Raw genomic sequence first — 14,785 nt, 5'->3', positions numbered from 1 at the left:
GCGTGCATCTCAGTCCCCGCTTGCCAAAAAATGCTTGTCATCCTTCGCGCAGCGGGGATCTGCTGTTGTTTGTTCCTGCTTGACGCCAGCAGGTAAGTTTCTTGTGAGAAGCAAACCGTGCCTGAGCTGCTCTTCATCTACGGAACCCTGCACCCGGACCGCGCGCCGGCAGAGATCGCTCACGCCGCGCGCCGCCTCATTCCGGTTAGCAAGGGAGAGATTCGCGGCCGCCGCTACGAGCTCGGTGCATATCCAGGTGTGGTCTTGGATGAAGGCGGCGACGATCGTGTGCGAGGCGAGGTCTTCCTCGTACCGGACGCGGAGACGCTTGCGCAGTTGGATGAATACGAAGACTTCCATTCGGAGCTTCCGGCGGCGAGTCTTTTCCTACGCGTGAGGACGGCGGTGCATCTTCAAGATGGCTCAAGCCTCAGTTGCTGGATCTACGTCTACAACAGGCAGGCGCCGTGAGCTATGTTGTCTGGATCACGGTAAAGCCCACAGCTCCCGCAGCTTCACACAGACGCAGATCGCCGGATAGAAAGTGACGGTGATGAGGTTTCTGCTGGCACCAGATAAGAGCCGCGGCAAGCTATAGGCTGTCTGCGGCGCGTAGCGGATGTGCGTCGAGCAGATTTTCAGCAAGATCGCGCAACTCAGTTCTGGGAACAATCTCGCGCCAGCGATGCTGAAGAAGAGAAAGATGGCGCAAAGCCACGTTGCGGTCCCGTTCGTTCAAGTGGCCAGACCGGCTGAGGCGGGCGATTGCACTATGAATTTCAATGGAGGTCGCCCACCATACGACAGGGGTAAATTGCCGTATAAGCTCTCGAGCCTGCTGAGTTCCTTGTTGCTGCGCGCAGAGAGGGATTAACGAGCTGGCATCCCAGAACGCCGATCCACGACTTACCATCCTTCATTTCGCTCATCGAGAATCGCTTGGGTGCCTGCGTTTCCGATAAAGGTCGTTTCGGGCAGAGAAAGGAGCTCGTCGATGTCGAAAGGTTTCTCCGGCAGGGTCATCACGCCCGAAGCGACGAGGGCAGCGTCGTCGCCGGTCATTTCAGGAGGAAAAAGGATGAGTCTGGCGACAGGGAGATGGTCGTCGTGAATCACCACAACCTCGCCGGACTTTGCGAAATCAAGGTAGGTGCTCAGCTCGTTTTGCAGGTCGATTACGTTGACATCGCGCAAGTTGCACCTCGCTGGTCCAGATTATAGATCGAGCGTCAGTAGCCGTTCGCCAGCAGATAGCTCTCCGTCAGCTCAAAATGTCCTGCCGCTTCCTTCTTCTCCGCATACTTGCCCAGTACGTCGACCTCGATATTCAGCAGGGAGCCAGGCGCCAGCGTATGCAGCGACGTGACCGCGTAGGTATGCGGGATGACCGCGATCGACACCACATCGCCCAGCACCGAGGCGACCGTCAGCGAGATGCCCTCCACCGTGATCGAGCCCTGCATGACGACGTACTTCGTCAGCTCGCTCGAAAGGGCGAAGCGCATCCGCCAGTCCGTCGTTTCGCGCGCGTCCGGGTGGATGGGGTCGATGCCGAGCAGCGTGGCGGTGCCGTCGACGTGACCCTGCACGACGTGTCCGCCGAGCGGCGAGCCGGAGGGCGTCGGCAGCTCCAGGTTCACGACCGAGCCGGGGCGCAGCTTGCTCAGCGTCGTGCGCGCGATGGTCTCGGCCGCCAGGTCGGCGGCGAACTGCGTGTGCGTGATGTCGAGCGCGGTGAGGCAGACGCCCGACACGGAGATGGAGTCGCCGGTCTTCAGCCGCGAGGCCAGCTTCGGGGCCGAGACGACGATGCGGGTCGCGCCGGCGGAGGGCGTGAGCGAGAGTACGGTGCCTGTGGCTTCGATCAGTCCGGTGAACATGGTCTATCCAGCATAGCGGATTTGTGCGTGCCGCCTCGTCAGGCCCACCCCAACCGCCTGTCATCCTGAGCGCAGCGAAGGACCTGCTTTTGCTTTTGTTCTTTTGGCGATCCCAGGAAGCAGGTCTTTCGACTTCGCTGCGCTTCGCTCAAGATGACAGACTTCTCAGGTTGGTTCTACAAAGACCAGGGATCGTGCAGGTAGCCGCTCACGCAGACGTCCGGGCCAAACTGCCGCGTCTCCACGCGCTGCAGCATCTGCTGCAGGTGAAAGGGCGAGGGAATGCCGGCGGCGAAGGGCAGGGCGTTCGGGCCAAGCTCGGTCTCGGCGTACATCAGCACGGCCTTGTCGACGAGATGCTGGGTCAGGAAGGCGCCGTTCAGGATCGACCCAGCTTCCAGCAGCACGCTCAGCAGCTTGCGCCCGGCGAGCAGGTCGAGCACGGCGGGGAGGCTGTGCCGGCCCGCCTCGCGCGGAATGCGGACGACCTCGACCCCGTAGGCCTCAAGCTGCGCGGCCTTCTTCGAAGGGGCGTTGTCGGCGCAAAGCACCAGCAGGTCTTTCTCCGCGCTGCGTACGAGCTTCGAGTCGAGCGGGATGCGCAGGTGGGTGTCCAGCACGACGCGCAGCAGCGGACGGCGGCGCGGCAGACCGGTTCGGTCGGTCATGGCGGGGTCGTCGGCCAGCACGGTGCCGATGCCGGAGAGGATGGCGTCTGAGGCATGACGGATGCGCTGCACCTCCTCGCGCGCGGCCGGTCCGGTCAGCCAGAAAGGGCGGCCGGGCTCGCGCTCCTCGAGCGGCGGCGCCAGGCGGCCGTCGACCGAGAGCGCTGCCTTCAGGGTCACGAAGGGACGCCCGGTTTGGATGGTGTGGGCGAAGGCGTCGTTCAACTGGCGCGCCTCCGCCTGCAGCACGCCGACGGCAACGGGTATGCCCGCGGCCCGCAGCTTCTCGATCCCTCCGCCGTGAACCAGCGGGTTTGGATCGCCGGTCGCGACGACGCAGCGCGCGATGCCGGCGGCGACGAGCGCGTCGGCGCAGGGGCCGGTACGTCCGTGGTGGCTGCATGGTTCGAGCGTCACGTAGGCGGTCGTGCCGGCGGGGTCGACGCCACGGGCGCGGGCCTGCTTCAGTGCGACGATCTCCGCGTGGTCCTTCGCATCGTAAATATGCGCGCCCTCGGAGACGATGACGCCGTCGCGCACCAGCACGCAGCCCACCTGCGGGTTGGGCGAGGCCATCGCATAGGTGGCCGTGGCAAGGTCCAGCGCGCGGCGCATGAACGCTTCGTCGGAGTTTCTGCCTGGGCCGTTCGTCTCAGTCGACATTTTAACCAGCATACCAACCGCCGGGGCTAGCTGAACAACATCACCAGGCCGGCCGCGGTCGCGATGGCGGCGCCCGCTCCTTGGATCCAGCGGGAGTAGGAGCGATGGGTCACCAGCTCGCGCTCGCCGGCGTCCTTATTGTTCAGCATGCTGATGGGGCCGCTGCCGCTGTACATGCGCGGCAGATTCCCAGAAATCTGCGATAACTCCACATAGGGCCGCAGGCCGCGGCGATACCAGCCGGTGACGGTGACCTTCTCGCCGATGAAGCGGCCGGCATCGGTGATGGCAAAGAAGAAACGCGCGAACGGAATCGACGAGCGATAAAGCAGGAAGACCATGCCGGAATCATCGCGGAGCACAAGGTCGGCGCTCCAGTAGTATCCGGGCATACCGTTGCCGACGATCTCGCCCCGCAGCTCCACAGCACGCGGCTTCATCTGCGAGACCTCGGTATCCTCCAGCAGATCGCCAATGGCCGCCGGCTTGAAGCTGCCGTGGTACCGATAGGCGATACGCCCCGTCCAGGTGGCGCCCAGGCCGATCAGCAGCCAGCCGGTCGAAAGCCCCGGCAGGCCGAGTTGATGCGTGATCCGGTGAGAGAAGAGCCAGAGCAGACCGAAGACCCAGGGGCCGGCCCAGATGACGAATTGCAGCGGAAAGTGGAGAAACTGGAGCTTGCGGTCGGAGGCCTGCCCGGCGGGCAGCGGATACGCAATCTGCTGGTGCATCTCGGTCGACTGCGCATTCAGTGCGCGCACGCGCAGCGCCGTCAGCGGGTGGGTGGAGTTGAGCTCGTAGAAGCGCGCCCAGGGGTTGACCAGATCCCAGCGCATCACGGCCGCCGCACGCGCCGGATCGGCGATGGCGACTGCCAGCGACTCGCTCGAACGCAGGTTGGCGATCCCCATCAGCGCGATGGTCGAGCCGAGCTGGTGCTGCGCGCGCTGGTAGCTCTTGTCGGCGGTCGAACCCTTCTGGAGAGATTCCTTGTACTCCCCGTCGGCGCGGATCATCCCGTAGGCGATCTTCACCAGCGCGGAGGAGAGCTCGCCGGGCGCGCGCGTCACCATCGCGGCATAGTGGTCGGCATGGTACTCGCGGGTGCGGTTCAGGGTCAGGACGAGGAACTGGCCGATCCAGTAGCAGGCGTAGGCCGTCCAGGCGATCGTGCCGCCATTGCGCACGCGGCTGGTCCAGACGTAGATCTGGTAGAGCAGCAGAGGGGCCAGCGCCGCGACGGCCATCACCGCGAAGTCGTAGTGCTCGATGTGCCCGATCTCGTGCGCCAACACGGCGTTGGCCTCTTCGGGCGTCAGCGCCTTCAGCAGGCCCTCGGTGACGACGACCTTCGCATCCGAGCGCACGCGGCCGAAGGCGAAGGCGTTCGGCGTGCCGCTGTAGATGACGCCGACCTGGATCTGCGGCAGTCCGCGCTCGCGGCAGAGCTGCTCGACGAAGGCGCGGTTGACCTCGGGCAGCGCGTCGGGCGCCCAGTCGATCGACAGGATGTGCTCGATCACCCAGGGAGAGGTAGCAAATTGCAGGCCGATGACGGCGACCGAGAAGACGATACCCCACCAGAGCGAGAGCTGGTGCGAGACCAGCATAACGTCGCCGATGGCGAAGACCATGCCGTAAAGGGCGAACAGCACGAGAAGCGAGCGGACGAGGAACTTCATTGCAGTATCTCCGACCTTGCAGACGGGCCTGTGTCGAGGCCAGTCTAGCGCAGGCCGGAGGTTTTGCAACGCAAAAATCGCCGTGCGGGAGAGCCTCTAGTCCAGGAGTGAATCGATGAAGCTGGAGCTGTCGAACGGAATGAGGTCCTCGATCTTCTCGCCCGTTCCGGCGTAGACGACGGGCAGCTTCAGCTCGGTCGCGATGGCGAGCACGATGCCGCCCTTGGCCGTGCCGTCGAGCTTGGTCAGCACGATGCCGGTTACCTTGGCCGCCTCGGTGAAGAGCCGCGCCTGCTGCATGCCGTTCTGGCCGGTGGTCGCGTCCATCACCAGCAGCGTCTGGTGCGGACCGCCGGGGATCAGCTTTTCGACCGTCCGGCGCATCTTGTCCAACTCCTTCATCAGGTCGGTCTTGGTGTGCAGACGGCCGGCCGTGTCGGCGATGAGAATGTCGATATTGCGCGCCTTCGAAGCCGTGCAGGCGTCGTAGAGCGCAGCCGAGGGATCGCCGCCCTGCTTGGTCTTGATGATGGCGACGCCGGAGCGGTCGGCCCAGACCTGCAGTTGCTCGATGGCCGCCGCGCGGAAGGTGTCCGCCGCGCACAGCAGGACCGACTTGCCCTGCGTAGTGAAGAGGTTGGCGAGCTTGCCGCTGGTGGTCGTCTTTCCGGTGCCGTTGACCCCGACCATCATGATGACCTCCGGCCCGCTTACCGGATGCTGGATAGGCACTTCGACGCCGTCGAGGATCGCCTTCAACTCGGACTTCAGCAGTCGCTTCAGGTCGGCGCCGCCGTCGATGCCGGTGCGCAGCGCGCGCTGACGCAGGTGTTCGAGGACGATGGCAGTCGTCTCGCCGCCCAGGTCGGCGGCCAGCAGCAGCGGTTCGAGGTCGATCAGCGTCGACTCGTCCACCTCGCGGGTGAGCGCGATGACGGAGCCGATGGACTCGGACAGGTTCTCGCGCGTACGCGAGACCGCCTGCTTCATCCGGTCGAAAAAGCCCTTGGGAGCTGCTGCCTCGGCCGGGGACTCAGGCTCGGGCGTACGGTCGCGTTTGCCGAAAAGGTTGAAGGCCATGCTGAAGCCTAGTTTAGCGGATGAACCGGGTTTAGTATGTTTCTGTGCGAGGTTGAGCCATGGCGACTGTCAATTCGGCGGTTTATGTCCCGCTCGAGGTCTATCTCGAGACCACCTACAGGCCGGATCGCGACTGGATCGACGGCCAGGTAAAAGAGCGGAATATGGGCGAACGTCCACATGCAAGCATTCAGAAGTTCCTCGTACGTTTCCTTGGAAACAATGAGGAGCGGTGGAAGATTGTCGTGCTTCCCGAACAGCGTGTTCAGACCTCGGCAAAAAATTACCGCATCGCGGATGTCTGTGTGGTCGGCAGCGATGCGCCTGACGAAGCCATCGTCCGCACCCCGCCGCTGCTTTGCGTCGAAATTCTTTGCCGCGACGATCGCATGAGCGATATGCAGGAGCGTGTGGACGACTATCTTGCGATGGGAGTCTCCGTGGTATGGGTCATCGATCCTCGCCGGCGCATGGCGTTTTCAGCAGTCTCCAGAAAGTTGACCGAAGCCCCGGATCACCTTTCGGTCCCCGGAACCCCGGTCCATGTGTCTGTCGCTGAAATGTTTGCCGTCCTTGGCTAGACGTACTCATCCCGCCCAGGCCGCGCCATCAGATCTTTGATGGCCTCGCGCGGACTCTTGTCCTTGTGCAGGATCGCGTCCATCTGCTCCGTGATCGGCATCTCGACGCCGTAGCGCGCCGCCAGCCCAAGCGCCGCCGCCGTGCTCCGAACGCCCTCCGCTACCTTACCGTTCAGCCCTGCCATGATCTCCGGCAGCTTGCGTCCGCGTCCCAGCTCGATGCCGACCGTGCGGTTGCGCGAGAGCGAGCCGGTGCAGGTCAGCACCAGGTCGCCGATGCCGGAGAGTCCCGCGAGCGTCTGACGGCGGCCGCCGCAGGCGACGGCGAGACGCGTGATCTCGGCGATGCCGCGCGTAATCAGCGCCGCGGCGGAGTTGTTGCCCAGGTTCAACCCGTGGATGACGCCCGACGAGAGCGCGATCACGTTCTTCAGCGCGCCGCCCAGCTCCACGCCGGTGACGTCGTCGTTGGTGTAGAGGCGCAGCGAGGGGGAGGAAAAATCCTTCTGGATCGTCTGCGACAGCGATGGATCGGCGGACGCAACCACAACGGCGGTGGGGATTCCGGCAGCAGTCTCCTGCGCGAAGGACGGGCCGCTGAGCACGCCGACCGGGTTCGAGGTAATCGACGCGATCACCTGCGACATGCGCAGGAAGGTCGTATCTTCGATGCCTTTGCTCGCGCTCAGGATGACCTGATTGCGGGTCAGCAGCGGGGCGATCTCGCTGAGAACTTCGCGCAGATGCTGCGCGGGGGTGACGCACAGGATCGTATCCGCCTCGAAGATCGCGCCCGGCAGGTCGGAGGTTACCTCGACATCCATGGGCAGCGTGTAGCCGGGCAGATACTGCAGATTTTCACCCGTCTCCCGCAGTTGTTCGGCCAGCGCGGCGGAGTGCGACCACAGCGTCAGCTCATGTCCCCCGCGGCGCGCCAGCGAAATCGCTAGTGCGGTGCCCCACGCTCCAGCTCCAAGAACAGCAATACGACTCATTTCGTTGCCTTTCCCGATCCGAATCGGCTCTCCGTGCCCTTCAGCAGCCGTTGGATGTTCTGATGATGTTTCGCGATGATAAGCAGTGGAATAAATAAAAATCCGAAGATCACCCACGGCGACCGCTGCGGCTGAAAGTAGAAGCCGAAGAGCGGAAAGGCCGCCGCCGCGATGATCGAAGCCAGCGAAACGTACCGCGTCAGCAGTACGATGACCAGGAAGAGCATGAAGACGCACAGGCTCGCCCAGGGCGTCAGCGCGATAAAGACGCCCAGCGCGCTCGCCACGCCCTTGCCGCCTTTGAACTTCAGCCAGACGGGGTAGACGTGGCCCAGAATGGCCGCGACGCCCGCCGCCGCCTGCAGATCGTAGTCTGCCGGCGCAAGATGGCGAGCGATCCAGACTCCCAGATATGCCTTGCCGAGGTCGAGCAGCAGCGTCGCGATGCCGAGACCCTTCGCGCCCGAACGCGCGACGTTGGTCGCGCCGATGTTGCCGCTGCCGGAGGAGCGAATGTCTTCCTTCCGGAAGATGCGCACCAGCAGATAGCCGAAGGGAATCGAGCCAAGCAGGTACGCGAGCGGAATGGAGACGAGCCAGGGGTTCATGTTCTAAAGAACGAGTTTAGCTGACTTTTGTTTCGCGGGGGTTTGCGCAAATCCACAGCGAGGTCCGACCACGCGATTATCCCTGCAACAGCCGCCGCCGGACCATCTCCAGCGCATGCTGGCTCGCCCACCAGCGCACGCGCTCGCGGTCGCCGGTGATCTTGACCTCTTTCACCGCCGTTCCCGCCGCATCCGCCAACCCGATATAGACCAGCCCGATGGCCTTGCCCTCGTCCGGCCCCACGCCGCCGCCCGGCCCGGCAAGCCCCGTGATGCCGATGCCGACATCCGCCCCTGTCTTCCGCCGGATGCCTTCGGCCAAAGCTCCCGCGACAGCCTCGCTGATGGCGCCTTCGGCAGCCAGCATCTCCGCGGGCACGTCGACGAAGAGCGTCTTCAGCTCCGGCGTGTAAGCCACCACGCCGCCGACGAAGCTGCGCGAGCTGTTCGGAATCGCCGTGAGCCGTTCGGCGAAGGTACCGCCGGTGCAGCTTTCGGCCGCGGCCAGCGTCAGGTGGCGCATGCCCAGGTTCAGCAGCACGACCTCTTCGAGCGATTCGCCATGCGAGGAGAAGATGTCCTCGTCCATCTCGTCTTCGACCTTCGCGGCCAGCTCGTCGACGACGGCCTGCGCCTCCGCCAGGGTCGGTTTGGCGACGATGAAATTGAGCTGAATCTCGCCCGAACCGGCGAGAATGGTCGTCTCGACGTCGGCGTAAGTCTTGTAGATGGGCGCGGTGCGCGAGTCGACCAGTGACTCCGGTATGAGCGCCATGCGAAGCTGTCTCTTCGCAATAAAAGCAGGCGGCAGCGTGGCCGCAAGACGTGGCTTCACCTGTTCGTCGAAGAGCGGTTTCAGCTCCTTCGGCGGGCCGGGCAGCAGGACGACGATGCGGCGCTTGCCCGCGAAGCGCGTCTCGAGAAACTGGCCCGGCGCGGTGCCGTTCCGGTTTTCGAGCAGCTTCGCGCCGTCCAGCACATTGGCCTGCTTCGTATTGTTCGGGGTCATGGTCATGCGCCGCTCGGCGAACCGCTTGTAGAGCGCGGCGATCATGCCGGGGTCGGGGTGCAGCTCGATCCCGAGCGCGGCGGCCGCGGCCTCGCGGGTCAGGTCGTCTTCCGTCGGGCCAAGGCCGCCCGAGAAGATGACGATGTCGGCGCGGCGCAGCGCGTTCACGGCGGCGCCGGTCAAGTGCTCCAGGCTGTCGCCGACGATGGTCTTGAAGGCAACCGTCACGCCCAGATCGTTCAGCCCGGCGGTGAGGTAGAGCGAGTTCGTATCCTGCCGGAACGGCGTGAGCATCTCGGAGCCGGCGGCGATGATTTCAGCAATCATGATCTTGGAATAGGATGCTACACCAAGTCAGAATGCGGCAATGAATTCGATCTCCAGCCGCTAGACCCGGTGGTTGTCCGGCCGCCAGACCACCACCGCCGCCTTGATCGCCTTGCGGTCGAGGTTCTCCTTGACCGCGCGTCGAGCCAGCGCCGGCGCCTCCGCGTCCGCTGCGAACCGCAGTCCGATGAGCTGAGTCAGATTCAGCGCATCGACCACCTCCGGCTCCGCGGGCATCAGCCGGCGCAGCCGCAACTGCTCCTCCAGCCGGATGATGCGATCCTGATTCTTCAGCCCGTAGCCGCGAATGGCGGCTACCGCCATGATGAGCGTGAGCGCGAAGAGCAGCAGTTCGGCATGCAGCGCGTCGTGGTGACGAAAGAGCGAGACGCCGGACCAGATAACGAGGATCAGGGACATCGGAAGCGTGCTGAAGTGCCACATTGGGTCCCACATGGCGTGGTTGGCGTTGCTTTGCGTCGACAAGGTCTTCTCCTGAACGGCTGGGTGTGGTCTGGTTATATCCCGCGCCGCTGGAAACCGCCAGTGGATTTCCGCGAGCCGGGAGTTGCGGGGCTGGTGCGTACGGCATAGGCTTGGACATGATGGCATTTTCGAAAAAAGCTCCCGCGGCGCCGCACCTCACTCACGTCTCTCCCACAGCCGCCATGCCGGGCGCGGAGATCGAGGTCCACGGCGAACGCCTGGGCAGCCACGCCGCCGCGGATATCGGCGGGCGACCGGCGGTGGTCACACTGGCGCGGCCCACGCGGATGGGGTTGCGCGTGCCGGAGGGTCTGCTCTTCGGCGATGTGGTGGTGCAGGCGAACGGCGCGCAGAGCAACCGTCTCCCGCTCGCCGTCGCGACGCCGCTGACGGAGAATCTGCACCCGGTCGCGAATCCGGCGATCGACGCAGCCGGGAATATCTTCTCCACCGTCTCCGGCGCGCGCGGCACGCAGACGCCCGTCCCCATCTTCAAGATCGATTCGACCGGCCGCGCGCGGCCCTTCGTCCGCGAGCTGCTGAATCCGACCGGCCTCGCCTTCGGGCCGGATGGCTACCTCTATGTCAGCTCGCGCGCCGAGGGCACGGTCTACCGCGTCTCTCCCGAAGGCGTCGTCTACACCTACGCCGAGGGTCTGGGGATCGCGTCGGGGCTGGCCTTCGGGCCGGACGGCTGCCTCTACGTCGGCGACCGCTCCGGCACGATCTTCAAGATCGGCCGGTACCTCGAGGGCGACGACACCATCGCCGACCGAGAGACCTTCGTCTTCGCCACGCTCGAACCCTCGGTCGCGGCCTATCACCTGGCGTTTTCGTCCACGGGTACGCTCTACGTCACGGCGCCGACGACCTCGTCGAACCAAGTCGTCCATGCCATCGACCGGAACGGCACGGCGACGATCTTCTTCCAGGGCCTCGGCCGTCCCCAGGGACTCGCCTTTGACCGCGAGGATAACCTCTATATCGCCGCCAGCCTCGGTGGCGAACGCGGCATTGTGCGGATCACGCCCGGCGGCGAGGCGTCGCTGGTGCTCGCCGGCAGCAACCTCGTCGGACTGGCGTTCCATCCCGACGGGCGAACGATCCTGGCGACGCGCGATGCACTGTACGCGGTGGTTCTATAAGAAGGCTCAACACCGATCTCCACCGATTAAACCGATCTCTGAGAGCAAATTGCCTTTGGGTATCTGGCAACGGGGCAAGTGCTCGTCATCTCGACCGAAGCGCAGCGCAGTGGAGAGACCCCCGCATTGCCTTTGCTGTTGCTTGTTCTTGCTTTGCAGCTCCACGTAATCCGCTTCAAAGCAATGATTTGTCTTTGAGATCGGTTCAATCGGTGCAAATCGGTGTTATGCCTTTGCTTAGAGCCAGCGCAGCAAAATCTGTCCGCAGATCAGCGCGAAGACACCGGCCATCACGTCGTCCAGCATGATGCCCGTGCCCTCGGGCAGGCGTTCGAGCTGGCGAATCGGCGGCGGTTTGAAGATGTCGAAGAGTCGAAAGAGCAGCAGGCCGACGGCCGCGTGACGCCAGTCGCAGGGAATCGCGATCAGCGCGACGAGCTGCCCGGCGACCTCGTCGATTACGACATGGCCGGGGTCTTCGCGGCCGGACTCGCGCGCGACGATGGTCGCGGCGGGAATGCCGATCAGCGTCGCCGCCAGCGCCGCGACGCCCGTGCCAACAGCCATCGCAAGCGGCGCCGGATGAAAGGCGTGCCCCGTGCCGAACCACAGCAGCACGGCCGCGATCGAGCCGTAGGTGCCCGGCCCCGGCCGCAGCAGGCCCGCGGAGAAGAACGTCCCCAGCGCCCACGCCCAGGTGGTGCGCTGCTTCGGCCAGGTGGTCAGCCGCTCCTGCTTCTGGTGGCTAATCATCGTTGTTCGAGCTCTTGCCGCGATCGCGCAGACCTTCCAGCTCGTCCAGCAACTCAGGGTCGTGGATGGGCGACGAGATCACATACCCGCCCGACGCCCACTTGCCCAGGTCGAGCAGGCGGCAGCGGTCGGAGCAGAACGGAAACTCCTCATTCGAGGCGAGGACGACCTTGCGGCAGGTGGGGCAAAAGAGTGCTTTGGGTGCTGGCATAGTTTTTGCTTCTTCTTTTTAGTTGTCATCCTTCGCGAAGCGGAGGATCTGCTTTCTTCAAATAGCTGCGATGATTCTGGAGGGAAGCGGCGATTCCAAATCCTCCCAAGTCGGGTTCATCGTCTCGATCAGGGCGATCTTTTCTGCTCTGGTCATGTGTTTCAAGTATTTCTCACGCGCAATCGCATTGTTGACGTACTGGAACCGCTCAAAGTAAACGAGCCGATGGAGCTGATAGCGTGTCGTAAAGCTTCCGGCCCTCCCTTCGCGATGCTCTCGGACTCGGCCGGAGAGGTCGTTCGTCACTCCGATATACAACGTGCGGGAGCGGCTCGCCAGAATGTAGACGCTGTAGTGATGCTCGCGTGGCATGTGCGTTAGGTTAGGGGACTGTCGAAGCAAAGGCAACGGCAAAGCAAAGACAGAAGCAGATCCTCCGCTTCGCGAAGGATGACAGCCAAAAAGCAAGGCAGACACCCCAAGCGAGTCAGTCTACTCGATGATCCGCGCCACCACATCGTAGTCATGCGACTCGGTAATCTCCGCCCGATAGAACGTTCCCGGTACCAGCTCTTCATGCGGCCCGAAGTCGTTGATGAGCACCTTGCCGTCGATCTCCGGCGCGTGCAGCGGGGTACGGCCCTGCCACAGCAGCTCGGTCTCTTCGCTTTCGCCTTCGACGAGCAGGTCGATCTCGCGGCCAACCCATGCGGCCTTGGACTTCATGCTGACCTTCTGCTGAATCCGCATCAGCTTGCGGCGGCGGGCTTCGATCGTACGCTTCGGAACCTTAAGTTCGGAGGCCAGCTCGAAGGCCTTCGCGCCCTCTTCGTCCGAATAGGTGAAGACGCCCAGCCAGTCGATCTCGGCTGCCTTGACGAAGGCGCACAGCTCCTCAAAGTCGGCCTCGGTCTCGCCGGGGAAGCCGACGATGAAGCTGGTGCGCACCACGATGCCCGGCACGATCCGCCGCGCCTTGGCGATCAGGTCCAGGAAGATCTGCGCGTTGCCGCCTCGCTTCATGCGCTTCAGCACCGCGGGGCTGGCGTGCTGCAGTGGCACGTCCAGGTACTTGGCGATGGTGTCATGCTTCGCCATCGTCTCGAGCAGGCGCGTCGTCACCTTGTTGGGATAGGTGTAAAGGAAGCGCAGCCAGCGCAGGCCGGGCAGCACGGCGAGCGCGTCCAGAAGCTGCGCAAGCCCGTCCTTCAGGCCCAGGTCTTCGCCGTAGCAGGTCGTGTCCTGGCCGATCAGCGTAATCTCACGCACGCCCTGCGCGATCAGGTTCTGGGCCTCGGCGACGATCGAACCCATGCGCCGCGAGCGGAACTTGCCGCGCAACTGCGGGATGATGCAGAAGGTGCAGGGGTGGTCGCAGCCCTCGGCGATCTTGATGTAGGCCGACGCGCGCGGCGTGGTCAGGATGCGCGGCGTCGCGTCCGAGTAGAGGTAGTCGGGCAGCGCGGCCGTCGCGCCGTCCCAGGCCTCGCGCGAGAATCGCCCGGACTGCTCGCGCGCATCGCCCTCGGCGCGGTAGCTGATGGCGGGCTTGTCCGGATGACTGACATGCGCGACGTGGTCGCCTGCATGCGCCAGCGGCTCCTCGCCGTGCGTCGTCCCCGTCTCGGCGAGCGACTTCGCGATCTCCGCCTGAATCGACCTTTCGCTGGAGATGCGAAGCTGCGGAGCAACCTCAGCGTCCGACTCGGGATTGGCCAGCGGACGCGAGTGCTGCGAGACGGCGCTGGGCGCACGCGAAACCAGCGCCCGGTGCACGGTCGTGTCGTCGACCAGCGGCGGATTCATGACCGAAAGATCATGCTGGATGTGCGCTTCAATCTGGGGCTGGGCGCCGACGGACGAGAATCCCTGCGGCAGAATCGTGAACGGCGAGTTGTTCGCATGGCCGCTCGGCGTCAGGCCCGCCGCGGCGAGGATGCCCTCAAGCTCGCCCGTGCCGACGACCGCATCGACCTCCGGGATATTCTTGCGAATCTCGTCCCGATAGCGCTCGACCAGGCAGCCCGCCACGACGATGCGCTGGGCCTTGCCGCCGTTCTGCGTCTTGTGCTGCACCATCTCTAGGATCGTGTTCACCGACTCCTGCTTGGCCGAATCGATGAAACTGCACGTGTTGATGACGATGATCTCGGCATCCTCGGCGCGCGGGGTCAGCTCCGCGCCGTTGTGGTGGAGCATGCCCATCATCACCTCGGAGTCGACGAGGTTTTTGGGGCAGCCAAGCGAGACAAAACCGACTTTGGGGCGGGTCGCTACAGGAACGGGAGCTTCGAGAATGGGCGTGGATGTCACATTCTCTATTCTACGCCTGCGCGCCGGGGCTTCGCGCCCAGCTCGACCGGACCGTCCGACTTTGTGATCGCCTGGACGACCACGCCGTTGGTCTCGAAGTGGCTGAACTTGTGCCCCTGGATATGTCCCATGGCGATGGTCTTGCGCAGAAGCTGCAGGTAGCGGCGCGAGTCTTCCTCGAAGAACTTCGTCGTCGACTGTTCGTAGTCCGCGACGAGGTTGTAGGTGGCGTCGCACTTCTGGCAGACGATCTGCTCGTCGAGCGTGCGGTGGAACGACCCCTCGGGCAGAGGGCCCTGGGGGTCGGTTCCGGTGCGGATTGCGGCAATGGTCAAGGGCATAAAGACAGGAAGTAGGACTCAGGGAAACAGGGTCCAGGGAATG

General features: G+C 64.2%; 17 protein-coding genes. 3 read left to right on the top strand and 14 right to left on the bottom strand.

Features of this window, described 5'->3' with window-relative positions; genetic code table 11:
• Positions 1-117: 117 nt before the first annotated feature.
• Complete coding sequence (locus CHB87_RS22955; RefSeq protein ID WP_089410225.1) at positions 118-471, top strand: gamma-glutamylcyclotransferase family protein; 354 nt, start codon at positions 118-120, stop codon at positions 469-471.
• 435 nt (positions 472-906) lie between these two features.
• On the opposite strand, the gene CHB87_RS19980 is transcribed toward CHB87_RS22955, so the two are convergent.
• From CHB87_RS19980 to ftsY, 5 genes are all read right to left on the bottom strand, one after another.
• The gene (locus CHB87_RS19980; RefSeq protein ID WP_089410223.1) at positions 907-1,194 is read right to left on the bottom strand and encodes a type II toxin-antitoxin system Phd/YefM family antitoxin; all 288 of its coding nucleotides are present in this window, start codon (positions 1,192-1,194) and stop codon (positions 907-909) included.
• A 35-nt stretch (positions 1,195-1,229) separates the two neighbouring features.
• Positions 1,230-1,880, bottom strand: coding sequence for a riboflavin synthase (locus CHB87_RS19975; RefSeq protein WP_089410222.1), 651 nt, complete (start codon positions 1,878-1,880; stop codon positions 1,230-1,232).
• 176 nt (positions 1,881-2,056) lie between these two features.
• Positions 2,057-3,211: a bifunctional diaminohydroxyphosphoribosylaminopyrimidine deaminase/5-amino-6-(5-phosphoribosylamino)uracil reductase RibD gene (gene ribD, locus CHB87_RS19970; protein WP_089410221.1), complete on the bottom strand. Its 1,155-nt coding sequence runs from the start codon at positions 3,209-3,211 to the stop codon at positions 2,057-2,059.
• A gap of 26 nt (positions 3,212-3,237) precedes the next feature.
• Positions 3,238-4,893 carry a M48 family metalloprotease gene (locus CHB87_RS19965; RefSeq protein ID WP_089410220.1) on the bottom strand — a complete coding sequence of 552 codons (1,656 nt, stop codon included), beginning with the start codon at positions 4,891-4,893 and terminating at the stop codon, positions 3,238-3,240.
• Between the two features lie 96 nt (positions 4,894-4,989).
• Complete coding sequence (gene ftsY, locus CHB87_RS19960; protein WP_089410219.1) at positions 4,990-5,973, bottom strand: signal recognition particle-docking protein FtsY; 984 nt, start codon at positions 5,971-5,973, stop codon at positions 4,990-4,992.
• 59 nt (positions 5,974-6,032) lie between these two features.
• On the opposite strand from ftsY, the gene CHB87_RS19955 reads away from it, so the two are divergent.
• Positions 6,033-6,554 carry a Uma2 family endonuclease gene (locus CHB87_RS19955; protein WP_089410218.1) on the top strand — a complete coding sequence of 174 codons (522 nt, stop codon included), beginning with the start codon at positions 6,033-6,035 and terminating at the stop codon, positions 6,552-6,554.
• Here the strand turns inward: CHB87_RS19955 and CHB87_RS19950 are convergent.
• From CHB87_RS19950 to CHB87_RS19935, 4 genes are all read right to left on the bottom strand, one after another.
• Positions 6,551-7,549 (bottom strand): NAD(P)H-dependent glycerol-3-phosphate dehydrogenase, encoded by a 999-nt coding sequence (locus CHB87_RS19950; protein WP_089410217.1) that lies wholly within the window; start codon positions 7,547-7,549, stop codon positions 6,551-6,553. The genes CHB87_RS19955 and CHB87_RS19950 overlap by 4 nt on opposite strands.
• Positions 7,546-8,157, bottom strand: a complete 612-nt coding sequence (plsY, locus tag CHB87_RS19945; protein WP_089410216.1) for a glycerol-3-phosphate 1-O-acyltransferase PlsY — start codon at positions 8,155-8,157, stop codon at positions 7,546-7,548. The genes CHB87_RS19950 and plsY overlap by 4 nt, the downstream gene beginning before the upstream one ends.
• A 76-nt stretch (positions 8,158-8,233) precedes the next feature.
• Complete coding sequence (locus CHB87_RS19940) at positions 8,234-9,493, bottom strand: competence/damage-inducible protein A (protein WP_089410215.1); 1,260 nt, start codon at positions 9,491-9,493, stop codon at positions 8,234-8,236.
• Between the two features lie 60 nt (positions 9,494-9,553).
• The gene (locus tag CHB87_RS19935) at positions 9,554-9,979 is read right to left on the bottom strand and encodes a DUF6526 family protein (protein WP_142988449.1); all 426 of its coding nucleotides are present in this window, start codon (positions 9,977-9,979) and stop codon (positions 9,554-9,556) included.
• Between the two features lie 116 nt (positions 9,980-10,095).
• On the opposite strand from CHB87_RS19935, the gene CHB87_RS19930 reads away from it, so the two are divergent.
• Positions 10,096-11,124 (top strand): SMP-30/gluconolactonase/LRE family protein, encoded by a 1,029-nt coding sequence (locus CHB87_RS19930; RefSeq protein WP_217897082.1) that lies wholly within the window; start codon positions 10,096-10,098, stop codon positions 11,122-11,124.
• Between the two features lie 237 nt (positions 11,125-11,361).
• Here CHB87_RS19930 and CHB87_RS19925 read toward each other — a convergent pair whose 3' ends face one another.
• The 5 genes from CHB87_RS19925 to CHB87_RS19905 form a co-directional block, all read right to left on the bottom strand.
• Positions 11,362-11,877, bottom strand: a complete 516-nt coding sequence (locus tag CHB87_RS19925) for a phosphatidylglycerophosphatase A family protein (RefSeq protein ID WP_089410213.1) — start codon at positions 11,875-11,877, stop codon at positions 11,362-11,364.
• Complete coding sequence (locus CHB87_RS19920) at positions 11,870-12,088, bottom strand: DNA gyrase inhibitor YacG (protein ID WP_089410212.1); 219 nt, start codon at positions 12,086-12,088, stop codon at positions 11,870-11,872. Before CHB87_RS19920 ends, CHB87_RS19925 begins: the two co-directional genes overlap by 8 nt.
• Positions 12,089-12,145: 57 nt before the next feature.
• Complete coding sequence (locus CHB87_RS19915) at positions 12,146-12,460, bottom strand: GIY-YIG nuclease family protein (RefSeq protein ID WP_089410279.1); 315 nt, start codon at positions 12,458-12,460, stop codon at positions 12,146-12,148.
• Positions 12,461-12,580: 120 nt separating this feature from the next.
• Entirely contained in the window at positions 12,581-14,401 is a 1,821-nt protein-coding gene (gene rimO, locus CHB87_RS19910; RefSeq protein WP_089410211.1) for a 30S ribosomal protein S12 methylthiotransferase RimO, read from the bottom strand.
• Between the two features lie 5 nt (positions 14,402-14,406).
• Positions 14,407-14,742 carry a hypothetical protein gene (locus CHB87_RS19905; protein WP_217897081.1) on the bottom strand — a complete coding sequence of 112 codons (336 nt, stop codon included), beginning with the start codon at positions 14,740-14,742 and terminating at the stop codon, positions 14,407-14,409.
• Positions 14,743-14,785: the final 43 nt, after the last annotated feature.

This window comes from Granulicella rosea (assembly GCF_900188085.1).
Lineage (GTDB): Bacteria > Acidobacteriota > Terriglobia > Terriglobales > Acidobacteriaceae > Edaphobacter > Edaphobacter rosea.
Note: the sequence above shows the minus strand (reverse complement) of the source record. Positions and strands in the feature narration are given on the sequence as shown.

Coding starts and splice junctions, on each gene's coding strand:
- ftsY (WP_089410219.1), bottom strand. CDS start 5,973: ATGGCCTTCAACCTTTTCGGCAAACGCGACCGTACGCCCGAGCCTGAG.
- CHB87_RS19905 (WP_217897081.1), bottom strand. CDS start 14,742: ATGCCCTTGACCATTGCCGCAATCCGCACCGGAACCGACCCCCAGGGC.
- CHB87_RS19920 (WP_089410212.1), bottom strand. CDS start 12,088: ATGCCAGCACCCAAAGCACTCTTTTGCCCCACCTGCCGCAAGGTCGTC.
- CHB87_RS19975 (WP_089410222.1), bottom strand. CDS start 1,880: ATGTTCACCGGACTGATCGAAGCCACAGGCACCGTACTCTCGCTCACG.
- CHB87_RS19930 (WP_217897082.1), top strand. CDS start 10,096: ATGATGGCATTTTCGAAAAAAGCTCCCGCGGCGCCGCACCTCACTCAC.
- plsY (WP_089410216.1), bottom strand. CDS start 8,157: ATGAACCCCTGGCTCGTCTCCATTCCGCTCGCGTACCTGCTTGGCTCG.
- ribD (WP_089410221.1), bottom strand. CDS start 3,211: ATGTCGACTGAGACGAACGGCCCAGGCAGAAACTCCGACGAAGCGTTC.
- CHB87_RS19925 (WP_089410213.1), bottom strand. CDS start 11,877: ATGATTAGCCACCAGAAGCAGGAGCGGCTGACCACCTGGCCGAAGCAG.
- CHB87_RS19940 (WP_089410215.1), bottom strand. CDS start 9,493: ATGATTGCTGAAATCATCGCCGCCGGCTCCGAGATGCTCACGCCGTTC.
- CHB87_RS19950 (WP_089410217.1), bottom strand. CDS start 7,549: ATGAGTCGTATTGCTGTTCTTGGAGCTGGAGCGTGGGGCACCGCACTA.
- CHB87_RS19965 (WP_089410220.1), bottom strand. CDS start 4,893: ATGAAGTTCCTCGTCCGCTCGCTTCTCGTGCTGTTCGCCCTTTACGGC.
- CHB87_RS19915 (WP_089410279.1), bottom strand. CDS start 12,460: ATGCCACGCGAGCATCACTACAGCGTCTACATTCTGGCGAGCCGCTCC.
- CHB87_RS19955 (WP_089410218.1), top strand. CDS start 6,033: ATGGCGACTGTCAATTCGGCGGTTTATGTCCCGCTCGAGGTCTATCTC.